The organism is Vibrio sp. A1-1 (genome assembly GCF_021728175.1).
Classification (GTDB): Bacteria; Pseudomonadota; Gammaproteobacteria; order Enterobacterales; family Vibrionaceae; genus Vibrio; species Vibrio diabolicus.
Map to the genome: position 1 here is coordinate 58,818 of NZ_JAKKCL010000016.1, position 26,735 is coordinate 85,552.

The 26,735-nt window shown below is 44.0% G+C and carries 30 protein-coding genes; 5 read left to right on the forward strand and 25 right to left on the reverse strand.

Annotation, left to right across the window (positions count from 1 at the left end):
* Positions 1-283 precede the first annotated feature (283 nt).
* A complete protein-coding gene (locus L3V30_RS19465) occupies positions 284-487 on the forward strand; it encodes a hypothetical protein (protein WP_005395134.1) in 204 nt (67 codons plus the stop codon).
* A gap of 75 nt (positions 488-562) precedes the next feature.
* On the opposite strand, the gene L3V30_RS19470 is transcribed toward L3V30_RS19465, so the two are convergent.
* The 20 genes from L3V30_RS19470 to L3V30_RS19565 form a co-directional block, all read right to left on the reverse strand.
* Positions 563-2,041: a cation transporter gene (locus tag L3V30_RS19470; RefSeq protein WP_104969407.1), complete on the reverse strand. Its 1,479-nt coding sequence runs from the start codon at positions 2,039-2,041 to the stop codon at positions 563-565.
* A 9-nt stretch (positions 2,042-2,050) separates the two neighbouring features.
* The gene (locus L3V30_RS19475; RefSeq protein WP_237309587.1) at positions 2,051-2,509 is read right to left on the reverse strand and encodes a CesT family type III secretion system chaperone; all 459 of its coding nucleotides are present in this window, start codon (positions 2,507-2,509) and stop codon (positions 2,051-2,053) included.
* 230 nt (positions 2,510-2,739) lie between these two features.
* The gene (vopR, locus tag L3V30_RS19480) at positions 2,740-3,714 is read right to left on the reverse strand and encodes a type III secretion system effector VopR (RefSeq protein WP_237309589.1); all 975 of its coding nucleotides are present in this window, start codon (positions 3,712-3,714) and stop codon (positions 2,740-2,742) included.
* 10 nt (positions 3,715-3,724) lie between these two features.
* The gene (locus tag L3V30_RS19485; protein WP_237309591.1) at positions 3,725-4,171 is read right to left on the reverse strand and encodes a type III secretion system chaperone; all 447 of its coding nucleotides are present in this window, start codon (positions 4,169-4,171) and stop codon (positions 3,725-3,727) included.
* A 264-nt stretch (positions 4,172-4,435) separates the two neighbouring features.
* Entirely contained in the window at positions 4,436-5,599 is a 1,164-nt protein-coding gene (locus L3V30_RS19490; RefSeq protein WP_006741525.1) for a VopS family T3SS effector adenosine monophosphate-protein transferase, read from the reverse strand.
* Positions 5,600-5,602: 3 nt separating this feature from the next.
* On the reverse strand, positions 5,603-6,088 hold the full coding sequence (locus L3V30_RS19495; protein ID WP_237309593.1) for a CesT family type III secretion system chaperone: 486 nt from the start codon (positions 6,086-6,088) through the stop codon (positions 5,603-5,605).
* 132 nt (positions 6,089-6,220) lie between these two features.
* Entirely contained in the window at positions 6,221-6,859 is a 639-nt protein-coding gene (locus tag L3V30_RS19500) for an HrpE/YscL family type III secretion apparatus protein (protein WP_006741524.1), read from the reverse strand.
* Positions 6,838-7,503, reverse strand: a complete 666-nt coding sequence (gene vscK, locus L3V30_RS19505; RefSeq protein ID WP_114322286.1) for a SctK family type III secretion system sorting platform protein VscK — start codon at positions 7,501-7,503, stop codon at positions 6,838-6,840. Before vscK ends, L3V30_RS19500 begins: the two co-directional genes overlap by 22 nt.
* Positions 7,496-8,242: a type III secretion inner membrane ring lipoprotein SctJ gene (gene sctJ / locus L3V30_RS19510; RefSeq protein WP_086012989.1), complete on the reverse strand. Its 747-nt coding sequence runs from the start codon at positions 8,240-8,242 to the stop codon at positions 7,496-7,498. Before sctJ ends, vscK begins: the two co-directional genes overlap by 8 nt.
* Positions 8,242-8,586, reverse strand: coding sequence for a SctI family type III secretion system inner rod subunit VscI (gene vscI / locus L3V30_RS19515; protein WP_005377202.1), 345 nt, complete (start codon positions 8,584-8,586; stop codon positions 8,242-8,244). Before vscI ends, sctJ begins: the two co-directional genes overlap by 1 nt.
* Before the next feature lie 8 nt (positions 8,587-8,594).
* Positions 8,595-9,230, reverse strand: coding sequence for a YopR family T3SS polymerization control protein (locus tag L3V30_RS19520; RefSeq protein ID WP_237309595.1), 636 nt, complete (start codon positions 9,228-9,230; stop codon positions 8,595-8,597).
* On the reverse strand, positions 9,227-9,586 hold the full coding sequence (locus L3V30_RS19525) for a YscG family type III secretion system chaperone (protein WP_237309597.1): 360 nt from the start codon (positions 9,584-9,586) through the stop codon (positions 9,227-9,229). Before L3V30_RS19525 ends, L3V30_RS19520 begins: the two co-directional genes overlap by 4 nt.
* A 3-nt stretch (positions 9,587-9,589) precedes the next feature.
* Positions 9,590-9,838 (reverse strand): type III secretion system needle filament subunit SctF, encoded by a 249-nt coding sequence (gene sctF / locus L3V30_RS19530; protein WP_047009831.1) that lies wholly within the window; start codon positions 9,836-9,838, stop codon positions 9,590-9,592.
* A gap of 17 nt (positions 9,839-9,855) precedes the next feature.
* Entirely contained in the window at positions 9,856-10,059 is a 204-nt protein-coding gene (locus tag L3V30_RS19535; RefSeq protein WP_012841766.1) for an EscE/YscE/SsaE family type III secretion system needle protein co-chaperone, read from the reverse strand.
* Positions 10,046-11,347: a type III secretion system inner membrane ring subunit SctD gene (gene sctD / locus L3V30_RS19540; RefSeq protein ID WP_237309599.1), complete on the reverse strand. Its 1,302-nt coding sequence runs from the start codon at positions 11,345-11,347 to the stop codon at positions 10,046-10,048. The genes L3V30_RS19535 and sctD overlap by 14 nt, the downstream gene beginning before the upstream one ends.
* A gap of 5 nt (positions 11,348-11,352) precedes the next feature.
* Positions 11,353-13,236 (reverse strand): type III secretion system outer membrane ring subunit SctC, encoded by a 1,884-nt coding sequence (sctC, locus tag L3V30_RS19545; RefSeq protein ID WP_237309601.1) that lies wholly within the window; start codon positions 13,234-13,236, stop codon positions 11,353-11,355.
* On the reverse strand, positions 13,224-13,652 hold the full coding sequence (locus tag L3V30_RS19550) for a YscB family type III secretion system chaperone (RefSeq protein ID WP_012841763.1): 429 nt from the start codon (positions 13,650-13,652) through the stop codon (positions 13,224-13,226). Before L3V30_RS19550 ends, sctC begins: the two co-directional genes overlap by 13 nt.
* A gap of 12 nt (positions 13,653-13,664) precedes the next feature.
* Positions 13,665-14,645 carry a T3SS regulon anti-activator ExsD domain-containing protein gene (locus tag L3V30_RS19555; RefSeq protein ID WP_152814876.1) on the reverse strand — a complete coding sequence of 327 codons (981 nt, stop codon included), beginning with the start codon at positions 14,643-14,645 and terminating at the stop codon, positions 13,665-13,667.
* A gap of 148 nt (positions 14,646-14,793) precedes the next feature.
* Positions 14,794-15,654: an AraC family transcriptional regulator gene (locus L3V30_RS19560; RefSeq protein WP_006741517.1), complete on the reverse strand. Its 861-nt coding sequence runs from the start codon at positions 15,652-15,654 to the stop codon at positions 14,794-14,796.
* A gap of 615 nt (positions 15,655-16,269) precedes the next feature.
* Entirely contained in the window at positions 16,270-16,677 is a 408-nt protein-coding gene (locus tag L3V30_RS19565) for a YscW family type III secretion system pilotin (RefSeq protein WP_134646525.1), read from the reverse strand.
* 387 nt (positions 16,678-17,064) lie between these two features.
* Between L3V30_RS19565 and exsC the strand changes: the two genes are divergently transcribed.
* Together exsC and exsE2 are read left to right on the forward strand one after the other, a co-directional pair.
* The gene (gene exsC / locus L3V30_RS19570) at positions 17,065-17,511 is read left to right on the forward strand and encodes a type III secretion system regulatory chaperone ExsC (protein ID WP_005397386.1); all 447 of its coding nucleotides are present in this window, start codon (positions 17,065-17,067) and stop codon (positions 17,509-17,511) included.
* An 8-nt stretch (positions 17,512-17,519) separates the two neighbouring features.
* Positions 17,520-17,825 (forward strand): T3SS regulon translocated regulator ExsE2, encoded by a 306-nt coding sequence (gene exsE2 / locus L3V30_RS19575; RefSeq protein ID WP_005397379.1) that lies wholly within the window; start codon positions 17,520-17,522, stop codon positions 17,823-17,825.
* Positions 17,826-17,958: 133 nt separating this feature from the next.
* Here exsE2 and L3V30_RS19580 read toward each other — a convergent pair whose 3' ends face one another.
* Entirely contained in the window at positions 17,959-19,479 is a 1,521-nt protein-coding gene (locus L3V30_RS19580) for an aldehyde dehydrogenase family protein (protein WP_237309603.1), read from the reverse strand.
* Between the two features lie 239 nt (positions 19,480-19,718).
* Between L3V30_RS19580 and L3V30_RS19585 the strand changes: the two genes are divergently transcribed.
* Positions 19,719-21,479, forward strand: coding sequence for a sigma-54-dependent Fis family transcriptional regulator (locus L3V30_RS19585; RefSeq protein ID WP_237309604.1), 1,761 nt, complete (start codon positions 19,719-19,721; stop codon positions 21,477-21,479).
* Between the two features lie 60 nt (positions 21,480-21,539).
* On the opposite strand, the gene L3V30_RS19590 is transcribed toward L3V30_RS19585, so the two are convergent.
* Entirely contained in the window at positions 21,540-21,677 is a 138-nt protein-coding gene (locus tag L3V30_RS19590) for a hypothetical protein (RefSeq protein WP_005464410.1), read from the reverse strand.
* A 575-nt stretch (positions 21,678-22,252) separates the two neighbouring features.
* On the opposite strand from L3V30_RS19590, the gene L3V30_RS19595 reads away from it, so the two are divergent.
* Positions 22,253-22,456, forward strand: a complete 204-nt coding sequence (locus tag L3V30_RS19595; RefSeq protein ID WP_005464314.1) for a hypothetical protein — start codon at positions 22,253-22,255, stop codon at positions 22,454-22,456.
* Positions 22,457-22,538: 82 nt separating this feature from the next.
* Here L3V30_RS19595 and gnd read toward each other — a convergent pair whose 3' ends face one another.
* From gnd to zwf, 3 genes are read right to left on the reverse strand one after another with little or no spacing between them, the layout of a single operon-like run.
* Positions 22,539-23,987: a decarboxylating NADP(+)-dependent phosphogluconate dehydrogenase gene (gnd, locus tag L3V30_RS19600; protein ID WP_005397369.1), complete on the reverse strand. Its 1,449-nt coding sequence runs from the start codon at positions 23,985-23,987 to the stop codon at positions 22,539-22,541.
* A gap of 37 nt (positions 23,988-24,024) precedes the next feature.
* Positions 24,025-24,741 carry a 6-phosphogluconolactonase gene (gene pgl, locus L3V30_RS19605; protein ID WP_152814862.1) on the reverse strand — a complete coding sequence of 239 codons (717 nt, stop codon included), beginning with the start codon at positions 24,739-24,741 and terminating at the stop codon, positions 24,025-24,027.
* Positions 24,738-26,240: a glucose-6-phosphate dehydrogenase gene (gene zwf / locus L3V30_RS19610; protein ID WP_005397367.1), complete on the reverse strand. Its 1,503-nt coding sequence runs from the start codon at positions 26,238-26,240 to the stop codon at positions 24,738-24,740. Before zwf ends, pgl begins: the two co-directional genes overlap by 4 nt.
* Positions 26,241-26,735: the final 495 nt, after the last annotated feature.

A 26,735-nucleotide genomic window follows, 5' to 3' on the forward strand; every position in this document is an offset into this window, starting at 1 on the left:
TTAGCATGGTTATCACAACGCGCTGTCTTTACATCGATAGGTTTATAAGGAATTTAACCTTATAAAAACAATCAGTAATCGTCAAAATAAGACATAACGCGCATAGCCACTTCGTGTATATATCATCACTATTTAGGAATAGTCATTAGCGGTGAAATATATTAATCAGCGCGATGACAATGGAATATTTAGACTTAATTTAAACCATTTTGACTTCGTTATTCCTATAAAAGTAGAGGTTAATTAGATTGACCTTTTATAAACACGCTCTAGAGGAATAAAAATGAGAAAAAAACGAGATAGCTTTCAAAAAAAGAATAAAAAAAGCAATTATGAAGATAAATTTGAGTTGATGGTAAAAGAATACCACAGCGCAAAAGAAGTATTAGACGCAATGCCAGAAGGTTCGGCTGACTACGACAAGCAGAAAAAGCACTGTGAATCTCTATTTGCTAATGCCGAGCGCTTTTTTAAGCGAAATCAGTAGGCCAATTTAACGCCTAGATAAACATCCGGCAAAACACCATATACGGTAAGGGAGCATCTGCTCCCTTACTTTCAATTAAACCCAACCTTCCGCTAAGTACATCAGTCGCAATTGACTTGGTGAGCCCAGTTTATCTAATGCATCCAACTGAGCGTCACTCAGGTTTGGGCATTTATCAAGGTATACTCGTCCATTTTCTGCATCAAGTGGCAGTTTGTAAGTCAGCTTTTCATTGATTTGACTCGCCTCACCTTTATCGATCGCTCGAACTGCAGGCATGAGCCAATCCCAATCTTCGCCCAATAGCTTTTTAAACGCACTATGAGCAGTTGCCTCAGTTTTACTTGGCGCATCTTCTGGACTTAACTTCAAGATAGAATCAACGTCAGGGACTAAGTGTTCACCTGACTCTGAGCCCAACATCTTTTTCAACGTTAAGCGAGCCGCTTCCATCTCTTGTGCTTCTTTAGGCGCTTGAGGTGATGTCATCGCCGTGTTCTCTTTAGGGCCAAGGTACGCCATTAATGCGCGTACAGAAGCTGGATCTTGCATGCTGAAGGTAAAGTCTCCTTTGGCATTAGAAACTTCAAGCCTTGGTAAAACACCAGACATCTCACCTTGCATGAGTTGCTCTTTGACTTCCGTATTTAACCCGTATGCTCCAGCTTGGTTCGCAACAAAGCCACCACCACTGATGATGCCAGTCGTGGCAGCCGAACCAATGGCTTCTTTTGCTATCGGCGTAACACCCGCTGTCGCTACGGAGCTCACACCAAAAGTACCCAAACTACCTGTCGCCATGCCCAATGTCGCCCCAACTGCGCCTTCAGCTGATAACATTGCATGACCTTGGGCTAATGTTTGTTGCATCGGCATAGAGAGACGTTGGTCTCGCCCTGGAAGCTGCGAAATTTGCTCCAGCTGATGGTGGTAAGCTTCAGCATCGCCATTGACTGCCGCTTTGTGCAGCTCACGTCCTGTTGAAATTAATAGCCCTACGCCAGGCAAAGCTAGGTTGATGACAGCATTAACGCCAGAACCTTTCAGTTTTTCTTTGCCCATCTGTAACAGTTCGGCGCCAAAACCATCCATTTTCCCCGGGTACTGAGCCTCTAAACTCACCTGCATACGCGGATCTTTGCTGATCGCGTCAAACGTATTTTTAAGCTGCTGGTACGTATCGCTGCTCACCTTGACTTCATCCAACAAGCTGACAACTTCTAAGATTTTGCGCTCAGTAAGCGGCTCACCGCGATAACCAGAAGGACTCACTAGGGAGTAAGCCAACAGCGCAACCTCAGGTTTTTCTTGCTTAAGTAGCGCCTGCTTTAAATCAAGGTGAGTTTTGATGTTTTCTTGGAAAAACTTAGTGTATTTGCTTCTCAACACGCCTTCGTGGATAGAAGCAAACTTGTGACCTTTATGGAACGTTGAAGGTTCTTTTACCTCACCTCTTTTACTGATCACTCGGTCATCTTTTTGCGCAGCGACTGCACGAAACTGTTCTAGATCAGGTACTGGGCTTTGGCTGATTTTTTGCGTTGTATTGACCATTTTTCTCTCCTACACACGAAGTGATTGAACATGAGCTTGTTCATGATTAGGGGTGGTTGGAATCGCTTGATCCAACATTGCAAAACGCGCTTGCCACAATTCAGTCTGTTCAATAACCTCATGAAACCAAGCAGTAAGATTCGTCGTGTTTAGGTGCTCAACGGGTTTACGTCCCGCTAAGACAAGCTGTCGACCATTTGGGGCTAAAGCAAGTGCAAGGCTGCCACTACCGATGCCCTGATAATTAGCATGAGCAAGAAGCTCTAAACCTTTGAGTCTTTGTTCGCCCGACTTTTCTAATCCTCCGAACGTCACGGACAACATTAAGTCATCCGTATCTGTCGCGATGAAATACAGCATGTAGCGATCATCGACCAGTAGCTGACAACGTTCATTGTCTTCAAAATTCAGTTCGGGCAACTCATTGAGTTGGCAAAACTCCAAGAGCAGTTTTTGAATCGTGTTCATAACTTTTTCCTTTTGTTTCAATAACTCTATTGAACAACGATTGCAGATTGAACGATGTCGGTAATGGCTTTATTTTTGTCACTTTTTCGCCTTCATTGTGAGGTTTTCCGCAGAAATCTCGCTGTAAAAATGAGTTGCCAGAGTAATAAAAAAGAGCAGCTCACGGCTGCTCTTTCAATAAAGGTTAGAAGATTAGTATTATGTGTTTGCTCACTTCTTTTGCAGAGCGACTAACCCAGTTTATGGCTATCAAAAATGACTTCTGTTGGCGGGAACATATTCGAAACAGGTGGTCGCTGCGCATCTCCAAACATTGGTGCACCGAATGCGGATGTTGCCCAAGGATCAACAATTTTCACATCCTTACTCCATGTTGATGGATCTTTGATATCACTCCCCTCTTGTCGACCAACCAGTACATAAAGGTGTGTACCTGAATGACCCTTTTTAAACGCAACCACTTCTACTTTAGGCTCACCTTCAGGTGTGCCTGACATGCCTTGAATCATCTCAGCCGCGGCAGCAAAGGCAAATGTAGTACAGCAGCCGGCTTTCGCGTTTTGTACTGCCTTAGCAATGTTCTGTAGGGTGCTTAATTGCGGTGCGGTTCCTCTTTGTGCTGCAGCTTGAACTCCGTTTGCGGACATAGTCGCTCGTTGATCTTGCATGATTCGCGCTTGATTCGCGTGCAGCGCTTCTAGTCTAGGCTTTCCTTTGGTTTCATAAAACTGCGAACCTTTTACACCAAATGTATTTAAGTCTGTACAGGCAAAATCACCAAGCTTTTGAAGGTTAGCTTTATGTTCGTTGATCAGCGCGACACTCGATGAAGCTTTATTGGTTTTGGAAGAAGAGGCCGTTTGCGCGGCTGGCCAATGTGAGCTCGGACCAGACGACAATCTCTCTAGGTTTTTCAGACTACCAAGCGTTAACTTGTTTTCACCGTTCAACACATTTTTCAGCATCAGCTTCGCAACATCTTTAGGAATGCCCTGCTTCGTGAGCAGATTCACCACAATGTCTTTCGCTTTATTCTGGTGGCTAATACGCGCGCTGACGCTTTTGTTTTTGGGCGCCCCTTCTTTAACAAAAATATCTTTGCCATTATGCGCTCGAACCTCTTTATCGTCAGCTTGATTTTGTGTCGCCAAATGGGATGTTAACTGACTCAACGAATGCATGTGTGATGTATTAATATTGACCATGTTTGATGCCTTAAACCTGAATAAATGCGTGTACGTCTGTTTGGCTAAAATCTACAACCGTATTGTTCTGAAATAGCTGAGCCCAAGTATCCACTAGCTCATTCAGTTGAACCATTAAGTTAGCAATATTGGTGAGTTCACTCTCGGCCGCGATGGCAACCTGAAGAACCACATCTTTAGTGGTTGGATTAACGCAAAACTGCACACCGCCGGTTTCTCGATATAAGAAGTTGTATTCAAGTAAAACTTGAAGTTTGTCTAACGTAATATCCTCTTGTTCTATGTGCAGGTTTTTAGAAATCAACAACTCGCCTTTTTCCTCCACAAGCAGAACATCGACACTGTTATTTTCAGCAAAATGCAGTGACCACATTTGATCGTCATACGCTGTCACGCGCTCAAGGTTCAGCACTTCTCCCAATTCAGAGAGAAGCATATTAATCTTTCCTGTATCCATGTTGTGTCCTGTCTAATTTAATATACCTAAGTAGCCTCGAAATATATGATGCAGCGAGACGACTTGGGTATAACGGCTTATTTAAATAAGCTCATAAGGATAAGAGCGATTTTATGGCGTGATAGACACAAGAGCTTTATTTAAACGTCTCAATTTTATTGCTATTAGCCGTTTTAGCGAGGTAGAAAAATGAAGAGTAAGTTGGATAAAGAAATAAGAAAAGAGCGGCAATCGCCGCTCTAAAATTGGAATAGAAGAGAAAAATTACTTGATGCCGTGAAGGCTGTTCTCTGCGTTCATAGCCAAAGGATTGAATGAGTCGTTACGAAGTTCTGCTATCGCGTATAGCATGCGTCCCATGCGACCGTTTCCATCGGTGAACCCGTGATACCCAATGACTCCTGCAAACAAGTGTTTACCCAGATCTTTATCCGCCACTGGGTTTTCTTTCAAAAATCCTTCAATGTGCTGCTTTAGCATCCCCTCACCGCCAATACTTGAAGGCAAAGTACCACCCGAAATATTTGGCCCTCGGTAGTCACGTTCAACATCAGGTACCAATCGAGCGTGTAGCTCTTTTAAGTTGTCCATATTCAATAAGTCTTTACCATTAGACGCGTACTCTTTAAGTAAAGACGTAATGTTTTCGGCATCGTTTCCTTTAGAGTTAGAAGCATTAATGATCCACGCCGCAGCTCGTTCGACATTATCGGTGACGCCACTTTTGTTAAACGCGTCCTCTGCCAGTCCTTCAGCGTATACACCTTGGCTTAGATCGGTGCTTGCTAGACCTTCGATATGGCGTTGCGCCGATTTAAGATGCATCACCTCCATATCAAACACCGCTTGCATTTGATTGATGCTACCTGCTGGATTTTTTTGCGCTGCAGACACACCACCGCCGTAGTCTTTTACTACACGTCCAGCAAGCGACTTCGCTGCACTTTCTCCAATCAGTGATGTGAGGTTTTTACCAGAATCGGTTTCTAGCATTGATTCTGTCATTGCTCGCTCCGCTAACTGGTTTAGCTCAGCAGAGTGCGATTGGACCGTTTTGCTATCCAATTTTGCGAATGCATTTAATACATCTGATGCGGTTTTTATGTTTCCATCTTTGAAGAACATTTGTCCATGCTCAACAGAAGAAGCAGCTCGTAAACGCTGAGCTTGGCCTTGCTCATTATCAAATACGGCTTTTGTAAGGGCTTTCGCAACCGATTGTGAGCTGCCTTCGCGAAACAATTTTCCTGTCGCTTCAAAAAATCGCGCTACCGCACCATTAGTAGGATTGGTACGAGTAAATTCTTGGGTCGCTGCGTTGATTTGATATTCTTTGCCACCAATACTCAGCTTGCCTTCGTTTAGTATCTCGTTGCGAGCTTGCGGCATGGCAGCCTGCAATGCGCTAACACTTCCAAAACTGATCATGTTTTAAACCCTTAATGTGGAAAAATGAGTAGTACTCGTTACCGGGACTTCGGTTGTTTTATTGATTACTTTTTGCGTGTTCGCACTTTTTAGCCATTCGATGAAATTCGCTAATGATTCATCAAGAAAAGAAGCAGTTAACAGTTGCTGGTGCAGGTGTGTGAAACCGATGTATCCCGTTTCTGCCTCCCAGAATACCGCTGGAGAGCCTTGCGTTAAGGCATCTTTCATATGTTGATGCAAAACATCATCACTCGGCTTATCGCCTGAAATCAGCCCAATAAGTGTCAGGCGATCTTCTTGTGCGCGAATTGTGATTGCTGTGTTTTGGTCAATGAGTAGATGACAACAATCATCCTCATCAAAAACCAGCGACTCCAGTTGGCAGCGGCTGGCAAAATCTGTCAGTAAAGAAGTTATAAATCCATTAGCCATTCGACTAAATAATCCTATTTTTGTTGTTTTAGAGGCTCTGCTTGGTTGCAACACTTATCACCTAAGCAGCTTTCTTAGGTGTATTCTTAAGGATTTATGGCAGTGAATATTTTAGAAATGGTCGGATTTTTTTTGTTTAAAGGCATTAAAATGAAAAAACTCAGCAAGTACTGAGTTTTTTAAGATTTATTCATGAATCGTAATTTTACGCTCGCTGAGTTGCTTCACCATCGCTTGCTTTAATGCATGCAGCTGTCCATCAATACTGGCGTCGATGATCCCGACTTCAGTTTCCAGAATGCAGCCTCCATTTTTCAAGCGAGCGTCTGCTACCACGTCAACGTAACCGACTTCAGGGTAATCACTCAATACACCAGCCACCTTTTCCCTCACATCAACAACCTGCTCTGGATGGACATGTAAAATGACCTGCTTTTGGTTGCTCACCAATTGCAACGCTTCTCGCACGACGCTCACCGTGGTATCGACATCATCAAAGGTATCGATGATCTTACGTACCGCTTCTAACACCACGCCTGTCATTTTTTCTTCGACTTGCTGATAGTAATCATTACAACGCGCTAGGGTTTCAACCATCGTTTGCGCATTTTCAATCTTGGCTTGTGCGAGACCATCTTGATAACCACGTTGTTTTTCAGTTTCGTAGGCTTGTTGGGCATTAGCAATTATGCTTTCAGCTTTGGAGTTCGCGGCTTCAACTAAGTGTTGCGAATCAAGATAACTGGCATAATCTTTCGCTTTCAGCACCTTTAAGCCAGGTGCCAGCTGCAAGTTGTCTGTTTTTATTTCAACAAATGAAACCATTGGGGAATAACCTGTTTTGCAATTTTTTTTGTGAGTCGATACGCCAGATCTCGCTGATCTTTTGCCAACCAGCTAGCCATTTCCGTACTCTCGCTGAGCTGCTGTTCTAGTTTGAATTGCCAACGCAGGACAATGTCTTCTGGCGAGTTAACTAAAACAAACCTTATCCAGGAGTACCCAAGCGCTTGCATTTTTGCTTCAACAGACCGCTCATCCAATGATTCTGGCAACGGATGTTGCCAACCTTGCGGCCAACTGGATAACAACATCGGCCCGTTTTGAATCAAGAACCGAGCGCCTTCCAATCCAAAGACGTTGTTCAGAACCTGTTTCGGATGTTTTAAAACAACGCCTCGCATTGCCACACAATGTAAAGCTCCGCCCACCATCAGTACGAGTTGGTTCAACGCATCCGCTGGGAGCAACGCCAAGCTATGGCAAGGTTTGTTAAAAGCCGTCTCTGGAACTGGAGATAACGCCCACTCATTTATGCACCATTGGTTAAACATGGGGTTATCTCTCCAACCTTCAATATTTAGTAACCAAGGCTGTTTCTGTTCTATCCAACTTTTATGGATGTATTGGCAAGGCGCGTAGTTAAACTGATGTTGTACCTGCGCGAGTGGTGTTTCTGGTTTAACCACGCTTTGTGTTCCTGCGGCACCAAGTAAAAGTAGCGATATTTGAACCGATAAGCGCAGCTACCAAGAACACCAAAATGGCGATAAGATTATTCGCCGTCTCTTTGGTGACCTGAACCGACAAAATGCTTTTAAATTGATTGTTTTGAGTAGCAACTCGTACCTCTGATGAGGGTACCATCACTACGCTGATTCGATCGTAATTCAACCCCTCAATACTATTGTTCACCAATAATTTAATCTGAGGAACATACGAATCAAGCGCAATATCCGCCGCGTGTTTAATAAACACAGAGGCAGACGCAGGAGTTGGACGCTCTCCTGGACGTAGATCTTGATCTTCCAAAACAACATGAACACGTGCCACCAGCACGCCATCAATCTGAGATAAGGTTGAAGAAAGTTCTTGAGATTTCGCGTACACCAAACGTGCTCGTTCTGCTAATGGCGACGAGATCAAATCGTCTTTGGGAAACACCTCTTTCAATGTAGAAAACTGCTCTCTTGGATACCCTTTTCGCTTCAGCGCGTCTACCGCGAAGGCGATTTGAGAACTGTCTACCATTAACTTGACGGTGTTGTCTTTGTCAGGTTCTTTTGTTGCAACGACACCTTCGGATAATAAGATCGACAACATCTCATTCCCCTCTTTCTGAGTTACGTTGGTGTACAGCTCGGTCTGACAACCCACCAGAAACAACGTGAGCATGATGAAAACCGCTCTCATTTTATTCATCATCACTATTGTGCCTTCAATAAGGTTTCTACGTTTTGTGTGGTTTTACCCACGGTTTTCGCGATCAGCTCTTCTTGAAAAGTAATGCGCGTCAGTGCCCACTGCATTTGCAGTAATTGCGCCGGATCATCACCCACCATCTTCATGTTGTCTTGCAGGTTACTTTTCGCGTTATCGATAGTATTTTTTAACTCGCTGATGTTTTCGAGCAAACCGCCCTCCAAGCCATTATTCGCCTCGGGAACCGACATGGCTTGTTCGAAACGTTCACTTAAACCGTCCTCGACTTGTGCATCCTGCAACTTATCAATGTTGGTTTGCATCACCTCGGTGTACTGCGTGTTTATCATATGTACTCCTAAGACAAATCTAACTTGTGACTATGAGTCACGATGTTTTTCACCATCGCATTTTTTTGGATCATGAAGCTAAGCTCATCACGAACCATGTCCAGTGTTGATGCCATATCAGGTAACGACTTCAACTCAGCCCAACTGTGCCACAAGGCTTGTTCTTTCTGGGCACCCAGTGGAAAATGCTGCGCCAACATTTCTTTAAGTGCTGCTTCATCGACAGGTGGTTCGGCAATAAGCTGGCCCGAAAAATCCCCTAACAACTCCTGCTTCAACACCTTTAATAAATCGGCTTGCGGGTGTTCGGTGCCCTTTGCACTCTTCGTCTCATGAAAGGCGTACCACATTGCCTCTCGTTTAACTTGAGGATCGGAGAACGCTTCATTCAACGACGATAAGACGCTTTGTTTACTGACAACATCTGCGTCTTTTAGTGATTCATACCACGCTTTGATGTCCGCCAATTTCGCTTCTGTTTTCTCTAACGTCTCTTTTGGAGAGGCTTGTGAGGCTTCCGCTTGCTTGGCATTACGCTCCATGAGCACATTCATCTTATCTTCATCGCTCCGCTCATAATGGCGCGACTCCGATTGGCGCAGAGGTTGAGGCTGAAGAGTTAGATTACTTGAATCAACGATCATCCAAGGTTCCTAATGTCCTGAGAAAAGCTTGCAGCAAATGCTTGGCTTTCTTCGCTTCCCTGTGATGCGAGTTCTACCCAGGTTTCCGCTTTGCTCAATAAACCAGCTTTGGCGGAAGCAAGGGCCGCTAAACTGATCAGATCTGGATAGGCGTTGCAAAGTGGTTCGAGCAATTGATGAGCCTCTTCGTACAAGCCTTTATTCATGAGGCTCATTGCACGAATCATCACCACGGTCTCTTCAGAACCAGAGCTTGCTTCAAGGCCGTCCGCAATCGTGTTAGCTTCTTGATGACGATGCATACCGGTTGCCATCAGCGCGATTTCAGCCAGCAATTGGCGCATTTCTCGTTCCATGCTTTATACCTTCTGGAGAATCGACTGCATCACATCTTTAATCGCACGAGTAGTGGTCGCATTGATGTTGTAAACAACAGACCATTTGTTGATCGCGTGCTGAAGTTCAGCCAGCTTAGATGGATCATCGGCGTTTGTTTCTAGGTTCTTGATGGCTGTCGTCACTTCTGTGTTGGCATCTTTCGCTTGTTTTTCTAACTTAGTTTTAACATCATCAAGGTTTACACTGTTACTAGCATCGTAAAATGACATAAGACTTCCTCGTATTTTTAGTTCGCTTCGTATGATTCAACGACCGCATGTGCGGCGGTGTAAGCTTCATACTGTTTGAGTAGCAATTGGTACTGCTGTGGTGAGCACCCTAAATCCAACTGACGTTTCACCACCGCTTGTGCTTCTAAGAGCTTGCTCTTAATCTTGTGCACTTCCGCACCGTTTTTGTCGTTATTTAAAATTTGTTCAAGATTTGTCATTGTTCGTCTCGCCCTCGTATCCGAGTTCTATTGTTATCACCCGCCCGCCTTTGACCAACTCAATGCCAACTGGCGTAACACTGGATATGCGGTAGCCTTGAGGCGTTCTTGCACCAACCATGTAACGAACGTTATCAGTCAGAATCACATATGGAACCTGACCAAAGTTAACGCTACGAAACGGGAAATCGATGTTGGTGCCTTTACTCACCTTAGGTATGGATTTCAAAACTAAATATGGTTTTTCACCATATTGTTCTCGGAAGTCTCGAGTCACACCGTAAAATCGAGTCGTTTCGATATCATCAAGTTCCCCGCGTACTTCGATGCGATCACCGCTGGTAACCAACTGGACTTTTTTCAGTAGCTCCGCATCCGTCAATAAGGCTTTTAGCGTATCCATGTAGGCACCCGCTCTTTGCAGTTCAACCTTCCACGCTACGAGGCCCGGTACGTCTCGCTCTAAAATTTGCTCAACTTGGTTCCAGCGGCTTGCATCATCGATATAACCCGTCAGTAACAGTGTGCCCGTCTCATCCCCATTTTCGACTTTCACCTGGTGATAGCCGAGGTTTCGCAAAATAAATCGAACCCCGCGACGGATTTCTTCCATCGTTCTTAAGTCACTTTTGTAATTGATACCTAATACATCAATTCGACCAAGCAGATCGAGTTTCTGAGTTCGATCTTCAACATAGCCTTCCAAAACCGCTTGGCGTGCGGCGGCATTCCATTCCACACGAACGTCGCTAAGTTTGAGCTCGCCTAAGATGTTGCGCACCAAAACAATGGGTTCTGCTTCTGTGACAGTCTCATTATTGTTTCCGTTAGCTTGGCTGTACCACATACCAGCAAAAATGACACTCGGGACAAAACTACAAAGCAAGGCGATGAGCGTTGTTTTTTTCCAGCTAGAGCGTTGTACAGCAACAACAGGTGTATCCTGTTCGCTAGATTCGTCGCTGACGTTACTCACGATTAACGCATCTTCTGCGTACCCCAGTGCGAACTTCACAACGCCTACAGAGACAACGGCATGGCGTGACAACTCGATCCCATCATCTTCAACAGAGATGTTTTCACCGTTAATATTTGCCTCTTTGCAGCCTCGTAAAATGACCGAGTCTTGCTGGCAAACCAACGTGAAATGGTTAGCTTCGACCCCAGCATCAGACAGCACGAGATCTGCGATAAAGTCGTCACTGCCAAGCACAAGAGCGCCCTCAGGTAAGGTGACTTCAACTCCGGAATGCACGCCTGATAAAATACGAATTTTCCATTGCTGCATCGCGGTTAAGGCTCCTCTGATGGACGCACACACTCACTTTGTGAGTCATCGCATTCCAATACTTTTACACGCCAACCCTTTTGCCCTGTCGGCAATTGGCACTGCGTCAATTGAGACGACTGTTGCTGTGACAATAAGTCTTGCTGATAGCGCTCTGCTTGAGTCTTTGATGTGCAGCTATACACTTCGACGACCGATTTAAATTCAGCACTGTTGTTGGAAATGTTGTTGAGCTTGCCAATGCTTGGTCGCAGATCATACTCATTACCAATCAACACACTATCGCCAATACCATCCACAACGATTCGCGGTTCTAGAATAAACATGCGCACCGTGCGGCGTTTAGTGTTGGTATTACTTCTAAACAATGCACCTAAATATGGGATGTCTCCCAACAGTGGTACTTTACGTAACTGATGACTCACTTCATCTCGATAGACACCACCGATGAGCAAGCTCTGTCCTTGCTTCACCGTCGCCAAGGTACTGATTTCAGTTTTACGAACGGAAGGAAGGCCGTCGACACCACCATCGGTAATCTTTGCCCCGTCTTCGAGATGAAGGCTCAGATTGATTTCTGGTCGGGCAGCAAACCTGTCACCAACGATACGCGGGACAATTCTCAGTAACGTGCCATACGTGACCTCTTCCAGTGCTGCGGTCTCTTTACCAACCAGCTTGACGTAAAACGTGCTGCTGTTGTTCAGTACAGCTTCGACATTTTCTTGGGTTAGCAGTGTTGGTCTTGAAACCACTTGAGCACTGCCTTGAGATTCCAATAAACGGATTTGAGCCAACAGGTAATTCAGATTGGTTGAATCAAGCAAAGACTTAAAATTTTGTCCGCTACCGAGAGTCACATCACCCGAACTCACATCCCCTGTTGTTTTGATATCAACAATTCGATTATTTCCGACAGATACTCCCGCTCGCCAATCCACGCCTAACTGACTTAAATCGTTGGCACTGATGTCGACAATCGATAATGCAACTTCAATTCTTGATTGCGGTTGGTCCAATTGAGCGACCAGTTTGCGATAGAGCGGTAATCGCGCTTGAGTATCACGAACAATAATCGCATTAAGGCCCGGCTCTGCTTCAACCGTTGCTCCGCCATGAACTGAGGCGGTTTTATTGCTTTTTACAGGCTTATCTGAACTGGTAACTTCTTTGTTCGACGCACTCGTCACTTGAGTTTGAACACCAGACACGACTCGCTTTAAAACCGATGCGATACCCGGAACCGTAATGGTCTGATCTCGATATGCAATTTGTCTATCCGTTGCAGAAGCGTACTTCAAAGGAATTATTTCAACGAATAACTCGTCGGTTGAATTCGATTTCTGCAGCAGGCGCGTTTCTAATGCTTCGGCCGTTTGTACAACTAAGTCGACATAACGTGGAGGACCTGCAAGATAAACCAACCCTTTACTTTCAGCGGCTCTCCACCCATAGCGCGAATCCCACACTCCAGTGGAAATTAACGTGCTTCGTAGCTCTCTGGCGGTCAATAATTCTAATTGGAGTAAACGTGAGCGCGTTTCTGTCGCCTTATAGACATGTAAGACGGCACCATCGAAATACCACATCAAGTTATAGACTTGCGATAAGTAGTCGAGGAACTCAGCCGGATCATCAGGAGTAAAACGTCCACTCACTCGATCATTAACTTTGTCACTCACAGAAACCGAAACGCGATAGTTTGCGCCAAAGTTATTCAACAACTCTTTTAATGAGTCGTTATCTGCATAGTATCGGAATGGTTGTTCGGGCCAGTGTAAGTCTGTTGCTTGTGCGAATCCCAACGGAGCAAAGCTCACAGCACACAACAGTATCTTTGTGGCAGCACGTCTGATATTCGGAAAGACTTTTCGCATCATGGCAACCACACATTATGATTAATCGTGTGGTTCACGCGCTCGTGCTCCAATAATGCCATATAACGCTCACATAGATTAACGTGCTTAGAAAGCAAAGAAGAGAACAGCTCAATCGAACAGTCCTCGATCCTCACTTTGCTTTGTAAAATCAGCTGCTGATCATCATTTGCTGTTAGTACGCAGCCATCTTCACGGATTGTTTTTAATGAGAGCTGCATGCAACGTTGTAACGCTTGTTCTTGTTGATAATCTAGATGCTCTTTAAACTGGAAAGGTAAAGCCGCTTCCCATAAAAACCATGATGCGTGTTGTTTGATGGTCAGTGACAACTGATCAACCTCGATGTTGTAAGAGCCATTTTCTGAGGCAATAAAATCCCCTACCTTTAGCGTTTCCGCTAAAGATTTCATCATCTTATCTAACATTTAACGCCCTATTTAAATCTGGCTGAGGTGATTGCAAGCCTGGCCGCACTGGCCGCTTTGAGTGTCAAAATAGTAGTGATCGATGTCTCCAACAATTTGCATACTCTTGAACCACTGCCATACTTTCGCAACCGCATTTTGGTCGTTGTAAACCACATCGCATGCATCCCAGACTTCGTTCAGCTCAGGAGCCTCAAGTCGAACTTCCGAACACCACTTTTTCCACTCAGAGATAAACTGAGCCGTCGTAGAAGTGTACTCTGCGAACCCTTTGAGCTCGTCTAAGGACGGTTGCCACTTCTCAATTAACGAACGATGACATTCAATCACTTGCATCTGTTGTTCACTCAACGTCCCGAGTTGATCTTTCAACTGGTGTTGTTGGCGCTCAATTAAATCGAGTTGCTGTTGTACAAACACCGCACTGGTGTCCTCTCCCAATAGTTTCGACCAATATTCCTTTTGAATATCGAGCTGATTGATAAGCTGTTCCACTTTAATGGAGGCATGCAAAGCGCTTTGATCAACTTGACGGTTAATCCACTCGTTTAGCGATAAATGAAAACAAAGCATCAACGTTTTTGGCACCGCTAAATTGAAGCGAAAACCAAGACGCGCGTTGATGTATTCCAGTCTTTGTTCAAAGGTCACGAGTGTGCGGCTATCACTGAGCTGCGACCCAATTTCCAAAAATAAACGCATGGCGAATCGGTCAAGCGACGCACCGAGCTTTTGATACGTTTTCACCAACTGGCTTGCGCACAGGCTATCGACGACGCTTCTATCCAACAAGCGCTGAAGTAAAGATAACTGTTCATAATTAATGACGCCTTCACTCAACAATTGTCGGTGATTGACGTGCACAACATTGAAATCCTGCGTTGATCTAGAAGCACTTTCATATCGAGCTCCTCTCTGCAAAACAGTCACTTTCCGTTGTGTCACAATGCTGTCTGGAAAAAGCGAACGGCGTCGCCAATGCTGCTTTTTCATTTATGTTCGTCTCCGCACCCCTCTCGAACGATCCAGAAAGAAAGAGGTGTAATAATTTTTAATCGTTCGTTGTTACATGACGCATAATAGAATTTACGCTGATGAGTGACTTTCAAAATTAGTCAGAAAATTTTAGTCCCAAGTCATTTCATTTCGCGATAGCTACTTGATCGTCTCCCGAACGTACACGGCTTGGCGTCGTTCCAAAACGACGGCGGTAACTCTGCGTAAAGTAAGACTGACTAGAAAACCCAGCCTCCATCGCCACATCCACGATGCTCATCTTGCTCGTCAACAGGAGTTTATGAGCGTGCAACAATCGGCGCTCACTGATCCAAGCTCTTGGAGAAATGCCATAGTGCTCATTAAATAGCTCTTTAAAAGTCGTTAAGCTAGCACCAAACTCTTGCGCATAGTCAGTCAACTTCCACTCTTTGAGATAGTGTTGTTCCATAAATCGACGTAACCGTTCCGATGTTCGGTTAGTTTGTTGTGACAGCAACGCATAGAGTGATTCTCCTCCTTTGCCGTGCAGCAAAAGAATGAGTAACTCTTCATATTTTAGGCACATGATCGCATCTGGATACGCCTGTTGCTCAAGCGTCTGCATGCTGGAAAGCACTTGCTCTACGAGTATGTTCAAACCAAAAGTAAACAAGCCAGAACAAACTTTATCTACCTTGGGCAGCATCATCAAAAGATCACTGTGCTTTTGTAATAGCTGACTAACGAGTTCGTTGTCGTAGGTTATAATCGACGCTTTGTATGCCCCGTCTAAGGGCGAGTACTCGAATAAGTAATCCCCTTGGGATAGAAACACCCCGTTTTCTGCCGCAACATCGATTGTGCAATCACCTGTTTGAACTCGAAGCTGACCATTGTGAACGACAACAATGTGAGATTGGTCTGAGTGAAATACTTCGTCAGATTTTTCATAGCGGGAAAAACTACGAATTTTTCGCGAGCTCGAGCCGACCTTTTCTGTGTTTAGTTGGCCTGACACATCCATTTTCTACCCTTCATTATTTTGAGTTTCTCAGTACGAGTGTTGAGAAACTTTCAAAGCAATACTTTGGTTGTTGTTATTTCTAAGTACTGCTATATCAATTAAAGAAGCAAAGAAAAGAGCATAGAAGTTCATATCACTTACCATACCCCCCGAATAATTAGCGAATATCCTAAGCATTACCCTTACCTAAAGGTAAAAGTTTATCTTAGTAAACTCTGCTGTCCGTCTTTATTATTTTTATCAGATAGCGTTTATTATTAGCCAAAACTTAAATATCATTTCGTTATTAAAGTTTAGGATTTTTGTTATACATTAGAATAAAATTAAATAGATTATGGTATCGTTTATCGAACAAACTGAAATTTCCAAAATCTTAAAATTGTATTTTTTATAGCCTAAAACGCCAAGCCAACGTGTTCAAGGAGCGAGATATAATCATAAAGAATGCTATTTTTGCAACAAGTATAAGTCTAAAAAACAACTGACCCGATGACTTAAACCATGTAATTAATGTTTGTAAAAAACAACAAAACTTTCACAACAGGAAAGAGCAAATCTTTATTTTTAATAATTTAGTAAGGTCTAATTAAATGTAACCGATTACTTTTCATCTGGTTATTTTTTTGGCACGAGTATCAAGTTTTCCTGTTTTCCCTCCACTGAAAATAAATAGTTCTTTTCTTTTTCCGCTACAAGTTCCCCATTCGAGTATAGCTTTCCAATTATCTTCATGTTTCCGTCACCAGCTTGAATCGGTGCAATTAAAAATGAATACTGTACGGGTAATTGAACGCCTTGGTAGTGCTGCAATGCAGATCTAAGACACTGATTTTCAATCACTTTACATATTTCCACATCAAGAGACGTAATCGAAGGTGGAAAGTATCCATCGACAGAAACCCAACCATAGAGTGTCGCCTGACTCTTTGTGTCAAAGCTACCTTCCCTTACAATCGGCACAGATTGACTACACCCACTTAGTAGGAATAGTCCGACAAAACCAGCCCACATAGAATTGTTCATTATGACACCATAAACTTATTTTATAGACTTAGTTCATTTTAATTTCACACAATTCTTTATGTAAAAATATAAAAGATCAACTTATATTTATACTACAAGCGGACAATAAATCGCATTCTTCAACAACACAGATTTAACATTAGATTTAATTTAACTCATAGTGACTGCGCCCTAATACACTTTCAATTAGGTGGGTATATTAGAGAACAAAGATATTTAAATATCTAAGAACAACCACAATATGCATCAGAGCACATTTGTTATCGCTGTTCTATTTAGCTCACCGAAATTAAAAACCAAAATATAATAACAACCGACCAATATTGATAAACACGAAGAGATACATCTAATATTTTCCTTGATAAAATTTCAAAAGGGACTATTCCTATGTCAGCACGCCAAACTATCGATGAGATTTTGCTAAAGTTTGCTCATCAAATAGGCTTGCCTGCACTGCATCTAACGGAAAATGAAGTAAGCTTAGCGTTTGATGATAATCTAAGAGTGCATATCATCTTTCATCCTGAATCGACAACCCTCCAGCTCGAAGCTGAGATTGTTGGTCTTCAAATCGTTAATTCCGATCTCTATCGTTCTTTCCTAGCCTTTAATTATCACTGGCCTGAGCATCAATTATTCTTTAGTTTAGATAATCATCGACATGTACTCTGTTTAAACCGACTCATTAACATTAAGCGACTGGATTATGAGTATTTTGAAACTGCTTTGGCTGAATTGTTGACGCAAAGTGAGTCGTGGGAGTCGTTATTGTCTGCTCATGTCGCCACTGCTGAGGTAGCTCCGATGCCACAAACTTTAGACTTAAGAGTTTAGGTGTCTCTATGTCCAACGACATCCAATCTAAATACACTAACTTACCGGTTCATGAAGTAAAGCAAGCACAGCAAAGTGATGCTCTGCCACAAGGAACATTTCATGGCCGCAAAGTGACCCTACTCTCTTCATCAGAAAGCAGTTTGGCTCGAATGAGCTCTAAAAGAGAACTTAGCGAATGTTTAAACCAGTTTGCGAGTCTTGAGTCTTGTAATCGCGTCTTGGATTTTGATCAGCAGTTTAGTCTTGAAAAGCAAAACACCGCGGTCGAAAAACTACTTGAACGAAAAGTGACCGTAATTCAACGTTCCTGAGCACGCAATATAGATGGGTTCAAAATATAAATTTCACGTATATACACCCTCCCACCCGCAAGCCCATGCAATAAAAAACCCCGAAGGCTCGGGGTTTTGGTTAGTACTGCTTTTTCTTTGTTAACTACTTCATTTAGAAGAAGCCTAGTGGATCAACACTGTAGCTAATCAATAGGTTTTTCGTATTTTGGTAGTGATCCAGCATCATCTTATGTGTTTCACGTCCAATACCTGACTTTTTATAGCCACCGAACGCAGCGTGTGCAGGGTAAGCGTGGTAACAGTTAATCCAGATTCGACCAGCTTCGATATTACGGCCCATACGATATGCGACGTTCGCATCACGAGTCCAAACGCCTGCGCCTAAGCCATATTCGGTGTCGTTCGCGATTTCCAGAGCTTCCGCTTCATCTTTAAACTTAGTGATGGCAATGACGGGGCCAAAGATTTCTTCTTGGAAAATACGCATCTTATTGTGGCCTTCCAACATCGTTGGCTGAATGTAGTAACCCTGATTGATTGACTCTGGCTGTTCAGATACACCACCACCAAAGACCACTTTTGCGCCTTCTTCACGGCCGATTTCGAGGTAACTTAAAATCTTATCAAACTGTTCTTGAGAAGCCTGAGCACCAACTTGAGTATCGGTATCGAGCGGGTTACCTTGCTTGATTAACTGCGCACGTTCCGTCAATTTCTCTACAAACTTATCGTAAATCGCTTCATGAACTAATACGCGAGATGGACAGGTACAAACTTCGCCTTGGTTGAAGAAACCAAGTAGCGTACCTTCGATACACTTATCGAGGTACTCATCTTCGTAATCGAAAACATCTGAGAAGTAAATGTTTGGAGATTTACCACCTAGCTCCACTGTCGATGGGATCAAGTTGTCCGCTGCACATTTTAGAATGTGATTGCCAACTTGTGTTGAGCCGGTAAACGCTAACTTCGCAATGCGGTTGCTGGTTGCGAGCGCTTGGCCCGCTTCTGAACCAAAACCATTAACAACGTTAATGACGCCCGGTGGCAGTAGATCTCCGATTTTTTCCATAAGAACCAGAATCGACGTTGGCGTTTGTTCTGCTGGCTTCAATATCACACAACAACCTGCCGCAAGTGCCGGTGCCAGCTTCCAAGCCGCCATCAACATTGGGAAGTTCCATGGAATAATTTGACCAACCACGCCAATCGGCTCCGGGAAGTGGTAGCTTGCGGTGTGCTCATCCAGCTCCGCCGCACTGCCTTCTTGTGCGCGAATACAGCCAGCAAAGTAACGGAAATGATCTACCACCAAAGGTAAATCCGCTGCCAAGGTTTCACGAACTGGTTTGCCGTTTTCCCATGTTTCTGCAACTGCAAGTTCTTCTAAATGCTGTTCGATACGATCAGCGATTTTCAGCAAGATGTTAGAGCGTTCTGTCACACTGGTTTTCGCCCATTTTGCTTTGATGTTGTGTGCAGCATCCAATGCTAAGTTGATATCTGCCTCGCCAGAACGGGCAACTTTACAATACGCTTGTCCGTTGATTGGTGAGATATTATCAAAGTACTCACCGCCCGTTGGTTTTACCCATTCCCCACCGATAAAGTTATCGTAATGCGATTTAAAGTTAACAATGGCATTTTCACTACCTGGCTGTGCATAGATCATAACTCTTCCTTTTGTTTCTCGTTCAATGTGTTATTGCAGTGTCGTATCGCACTGTTCACAAAGAGCATTACGCAAGTCACACGCCAACTACACCACACTTGTTGTTAACTAAATGTAAAACTATGATTACCAAGCGATAACAAACCAAGTGAGCGATGTTTGAGCGGATGTATGGTGTGAACACCAATGTTCAAGTGTTCCAAAATGGCACACCCTCACTGTGACAAAATGGTACAGTCATGGAACTTCAACACATTAGCGATAACAATTGGCTTTCAACTTCATGGATCCGAAGTGAACAGGCGGGTTTAAAACAGCGTCGACGCCCTGAAGATATTCGAGTGACACCAGCGACACTTCAAAATAGGCGTCACCAACTCAACTTCTTATTGGAAACCGTCACCCAGTTTGCTCTCCCGCTGTTTAATCAGCTTTTTGCTCATAGTGACAGCCGCTTAATTCTGACGGATGCCGACGGCGTCATCATCGGCAGTTGGGGACAACCTAAGTTCCGCGAGAAGTTGACCGAAATTGCGCTAAGCTCTGGTGCGTGCTGGCAAGAAAAGGTCAAAGGCACCAACGCGATTGGGACTGCGATAGTTGAAGCAAAACCGGTCTCAGTCATCGGCGATCAACACTTTATCCAACACCATCGTTTTATTAGCTGCTCGGCCAATCCTATTTTCGATCATCTTGGTCATTTGATTGGCGTGCTAGATATCACCAGCGAACAAAAGAAACATGATTTCTCAACGCAAGTGCTGGTACAGAACATGGTTCAGCAAGTTGAAAATCAATTGCTAAACTTGATTCCACAAGGGCATATTCGTGTGGATTTGGCGTGTGAAAAAGGCTTACTAAACAGTGGATGGCAAGGGATTATCATCGCTAATGAAGATGGACAGATTCTCGCGCACAACCAAGTTGCTTCTCAGCTCCTTGCTCAACAAAACGTCATCGGGCAATCGCTCGACGACATTCTTTCTATCCAAAGTGACGAGCACCCTTTCGTGTTCAAAACAAAGCCGCTGACCGACAAAAAAGTGAAGTCTCGTTCCGTTACCGCTTCCAATGATCTGCATTACGGCGATTCTACTGTCGAACATTGCTGGCAACAAGCCAATCGCGTTATCGATAAAGACATAAGCTTACTGATTCTCGGAGAAACTGGGGTTGGTAAAAATGAGTTTGTGAAAGCGCTACATAAAAACAGCCAGAGAAAAACGGGGCCGTTGGTTTCCGTCAACTGTGGCGCACTACCGAAAGATTTGGTTGAGTCCGAATTGTTTGGCTACGTGGCTGGTGCGTTTACTGGCGCAAACAGCAAAGGCTATCAGGGAAAAATTCGCCAAGCGCACAAGGGGATTTTGTTTCTGGATGAAATCGCAGATTTACCCTTGGAAGCTCAAAGCCGCTTGCTGCATGTATTGCAAGATAAAACCGTGCTTCCTGTGGGTTCAAACCAAAGTGTTCAAGTCGATACGCAAATCATTGCGGCCACACATAAAGATATCGAGAACTTGGTTAGCGAAGGATTGTTCCGTCAAGATTTATACTATCGCCTCAATGGTTTGATCATCGAATTGCCTCGCTTCGAAGAGCGAGATGATAAGCAACAACTGATCGAGAATATTCATCGACGTCACGCTGAATCTGAACAACAACTCTGTCCTCACCTACTTTCTCTACTGCTTTCTTACTCTTGGCCTGGAAACTTGCGTGAACTCGATAGTTTAATCAAAGTATCCGCGTTAATGGCGCAAGGTGAAGAAACGTTAGAGCTCACTCACGTACCGACTCACCTGAGTAAGAAGCTCAGCCAGGCTCAAGACGTAACAACCACTGCCGAACCCACGTTAGAACTGCGTGCAACCGTCGAAGACAAACTGCTCAAAACATATCAAGCCAATCAGGGGAACATCAGCAAAACATCTCGTATGCTTGGCGTCAGTCGAAATACGATTTATAGAAAGCTGAAAAGCCTCGGCATATTGGGTTAATCCATAACCTCAGATACAAAAAGAGCACCTTTGCGGTGCTCTTTCTATTTGAAACCTAGCTTACAGGCCACCTTGTTGTTGAGCCTGTTTTACTAATGCCTGACGTTGAGTTTCCTTCTCAGAGATCACTTGGTTGTCCTTGTGTATTTCCTGATCCAATTCTGCCGGAATGAAAACAAAGTACTTGTTAAGAGTCATCTTAGAACCTCAATTTGTTGTGTTAATCACCTTCTTGGTCAACGTAAACAACACCAGAAAAACACGTTTTACTGGATCCTTGTTGCTGGTTTCAAAAAATAGAGGATGTTCATTTATTAAACATCCTCCATGTGGGCGCTAATTATAGGCGTAGTTCAAAGGCTTACCTAGCACTCTTTTTCGCCTTTCTTGCAACCTTAGTTTCATTCTCAAATCTGATGCAATCACACATATTCAATAAAGTATTGTTAAGCAAAGAAAAGTGATTTTCATCGTGACTGATAATGAGGATGAGCTTCCCGGAATTATTGACTTGAAATTACGCCTAGTAAACTCGAAGGCTGCAATAATAGCGTTAAAAGGCCTTAATCCGCACAGCAAAAACTTTGAAGTGATAGACAAATGCATTCATATATTTGTAAGTCCGTTTATGGATTTGTCTACCAGTTCAATATTTCACTTTTTTTGAGAAATCTTTAGCCGATTTTTTGTGTGAAACGCCAAAAAAGAACAGACAATCAAAGCGTGGTATATGACCACACTTGTCTATCCCCACTCAGCTTTGGGAGGCGTTTATGAAAAGTAACAAACTTGGCCATGTGATGTCTTTCAGCAGAATGTTTTCCTTCATTGCGTTTTTGACGGCTACATTCGCATGGATTCTCAGCATGTATGCCCTATTTACTGTTTCTGTAGTGGCTCTTGTGGTCAGCGCAATTCTCTACCTCAAAGACAGGTTTTATCAAAACAAGAAAACGACCACAGAAAAGAGCGCCTAGGCGCTCTTTGAGTTTCATAAAGCCAAACACAAAAAAGGATGCTTAGGCATCCTTTTATACTTAGTCGATTTACTTAAAACGATTAAACGTCGTAAGTTGTAGACGCTGTGTCGCCGCCTGTACCCGTCCAGTTCGTATGGAAGAATTCACCACGCTCACGGTCGATACGCTCGTAAGTGTGAGCACCGAAGTAGTCACGTTGAGCTTGCAGTAGGTTCGCAGGTAGACGAGCTGTTGTGTAACCGTCTAGGAATGTTAGTGCAGAAGTCGTACATGGCATTGGGATGCCTGCTTCTAGAGACTTAGCCGCCACTTTACGCCATGCTACTAGGCTGTTTTGTAGGATACCTTTGAAGTAATCATCAGAGCCTAGGAATGCTAGTTCTGGATTCGCTTCGTATGCATCACGGATGTTGCCTAAGAACGCAGAACGGATGATACAACCACCACGCCACATAAGAGCAACGTTACCGTAGTTTAGGTCCCAGCCATTCTCGTTTGATGCTTCGCGCATTAGCATAAAGCCTTGAGCGTAAGAGATGATCTTAGACGCTAGAAGCGCTTGACGTAGTGCGTCAACCCACTCTTGCTTGTCACCTTCTACTGGCGTGATTGTCTTGCCGAACAGTTTCTCAGCTTCAACACGTTGATCTTTTAGTGCAGATAGACAGCGAGAGAATACGGACTCAGAGATTAGCGTTAGAGGAATACCAAGGTCTAGAGCGTTGATACCCGTCCATTTACCTGTACCTTTTTGGCCAGCAGTGTCTAGGATTTTCTCAACTAGAGGCTCACCGTCTTCGTCTTTGTAGCCAAGGATGTCAGCCGTAATTTCAACAAGGTAGCTGTTTAGCTCAGTGTTGTTCCACTCAGCGAATACCGCTTGCATCTCGTCTGCAGACATACCAAGACCGTCTTTCATGAACTGGTAAGCTTCTGTGATCAGCTGCATGTCGCCGTATTCGATGCCATTGTGTACCATCTTAACGAAGTGGCCCGCACCGTCGTTACCAACCCAGTCACAACAAGGCTCACCTGCATCAGTTTTTGCAGAGATACCTTGGAAGATTGGCTTAACCGCTTCCCAAGCTTCTGGAGCGCCGCCAGGCATGATAGATGGGCCAAAACGTGCACCTTCTTCACCACCAGATACGCCAGTACCGATGAAGTGGATGCCTTTTTCGCGTAGTGCAGCAACACGACGGTTTGTATCTGGGTAGTTTGTGTTACCACCGTCGATGATGATGTCGCCCTTATCTAGTAGAGGGACTAGCGCGTCGATGAATTTGTCTACCACATCACCTGCGCGAACCATTAGCATCACTTTACGTGGCGTTTCTAGCTTCTCTACTAGTTCTTCTAGAGAGTATGCACCGATGATGTTCGTGCCTTTCGCTGGACCTTCCAGGAACTCGTCTACTTTAGCAGCAGTGCGGTTGTGAGCGACCACTTTGAAGCCGTGATCGTTCATGTTTAGGATAAGGTTTTGACCCATTACCGCTAGGCCAATTACACCGATATCACCTTTCATTGTTTCTCTCCAATTTTGTTTCATTGACGAGCAGCGTTTAAGCAATTTTTGCTGCTGCGTCCAAATCTAAATACCATTCCGTCAGACCAGATTTCGCTTGAATCTTAGCCGCTGGGTATGGCAGTGCGTGTGCAGGTGAACTGTTGATCTCTTCAACGATGTCCGCTTTTCCTGCACCAAGCACTAAGTAACTGATGCGTTTTGCTGCTTCTAAAACGCGTGCCGTTTTTGACACACGAAGTTGGCCCGACTCAGGATGAGGCGCCACAAGAGATAGATTCGCATCATCATAATTGGTTTGGCCAGGGAACAGAGAAGCGGTGTGACCATCTGCACCAACACCTAATAAGATCCAGTCAAACACAGGGGTTCCGTTTTCAGTCGGAATCACCTCTGACATCTCTTTCGCAAAGCGTTCCGCTTCCACTTTAGGGTCATCTTCACCGCGTATACGGTGGATGTTTTCTGTTGGAATGTTTACTTGGCTAAACAGTAGCGCGTTCGCTTCTCCGTAGTTGCTTTCCGCATCGTCAGGTGCGACACAACGTTCGTCACCCCACCAGAAGTGGAGATTTTGCCACTGAATAGAGGTTGCGTAAGCCTCTGAAGCCAACAGTTTGAACAGCATTTTAGGAGTGCTGCCGCCAGAAAGAGAGATGTGAACAGGTCGGCCCATTTCGCTGAACGCTTTCATGTCGTTAGCTAGGCTTTCAACTACCTGCTCTGCTGTTTGGTAGATCTTATGGTTGATCATAGTTCACAGTAATCCGTATCTGTTAAGTTTTTACATGGGAAGCGCCAAGCGCGACCATCACGCTGTAGCAGGTCGTCTGACTCTTTAGGACCCCATGTGCCGCATGCGTACCCGAAGAGGGATTGTGGATCTTGTTTAAAATCTAAAATTGGCTGTACGTACTGCCAACACGCTTCCACCGCATCACTACGTGCAAATAGCGTAGCATCACCATTCAAAGCATCAAGTAGAAGACGCTCATACGCAGTTAGCATTTGCGTTTCTTGTAGGTCAGCGTAATGGAAGTTCATTTTCACTTCTTTCGCTTCAAAACCTGCGCCTGGCTCTTTCAAGCCAAAGCTCATTTGAATGCCTTCGTCTGGCTGAATGCGAATGATCAGCTTGTTTTCTGGTGCGTTTTGACCAAACACTGGGTGCGGTGTTTGTTTAAAGTGGATAACCACTTCAGTCACGCGTGTTGGAAGACGCTTACCAGTACGCACGTAGAATGGCACGCCATTCCAACGCCAGTTGTTAATGTATGCTTTCAAACCGATGTACGTTTCGGTACGAGAATCATCTGCAACCCCCGGCTCTTCACGGTAGCCACGTAGACTTTGTCCACGAACTTCAGAAGCGGTGTATTGACCTAATACTAGATCGTTACGCAGAGCGTTTTCGTCCAAAGGTTTTAAACACTGGAGTACTTTAACGACTTCATCACGCATCGAATCTGCATTGATCTGTGCAGGTGGCTCCATACCCACCATCGCCAATACTTGTAGCAGGTGGTTTTGGAACATATCGCGCACGGCACCCGAGTTGTCGTAGTAACCACCACGCTCCTCTACGCCGAGGAATTCTGCTCCCGTGATTTCAACATAATCAATGAAGTTACGGTTCCAAAGCGGCTCAAACATCGCGTTTGAAAAACGAAGTACAAGAAGGTTTTGTACCGTCTCTTTACCTAAGTAATGGTCAATTCGGTAAATTTGATGCTCTTGGAAGTGCTCGTGAATTTCTTTATCCAGAATACGTGCTGATTCAAGGTCATAACCGAATGGTTTCTCAATAATCAGGCGTTTCCAACCATCTTCTTCTTTGTTTAGGCCGTGTGCTGCAAGACTTGCAGGAATCACACTGTATAAACTTGGTGGGGTTGCTAAGTAGAAAAGCGTATTGCGCTGATCGAAACGATATTCGTCAGCAAGTTGGTCTAAACGAGAAGATAGCTTACTGTAATCTTGTGTGTCAGAAGTATTGATAGCTTGGTAGTGCAGATGGTTAATAAATGCATCAAGCGTTTCTGGCTCAGTCTTTTCCATTTCCTGAAGCGATTTTTTCAGCTTCGCGCGGTAAGACTCATCACTGTATTCAGTGCGACTTACACCCAGAATGGCAAAATTTTCTGGAAGCTGTTTGTTCGCATAGAGGTGGTATAAAGCAGGAATGAGCTTACGGTATGTAAGGTCACCTGAAGCACCAAAAATAACGATGCTGCTGTTTTCTGGTATTACCATCATCTTTCCCTTAAAAACGAGGTACTTATTGTGTGCCCGGATACGGCTAAAGGATGAGCCAACCCTATCAATGGCACCTCAAAATAGAAAATTGGTCTTACCTATTACGTTGATAGGTAAAGTCTATAGGCCCAAAGAACCTCAAGAAGTAGCACTCCCAAATCTGTTGGAAACACGACGTATTAAGGTCATTTAGGTCACTTATGTCTCAAAAGTACACACTGTACTCGCTGGAGGAGAGTCCGACACGGTGCAGTATTGTCTACGACTATTTGATTTACATCAACACTTGCCAGTGCAAACGTTTAAATAAGTTGCACAAAACATCATAAACATTTGTATTTTATGGATAAAAAAAGTTGCACTAACGTAAGACAAAAATTAAGCAAAAACTCTAATATGGACAATCCTTACCCACCCTTGCAATCCATTACAATTTTATTGTGATCTATGTGGCCTGAATTTTATCCTCTTACTCTATTGATAATGATACTC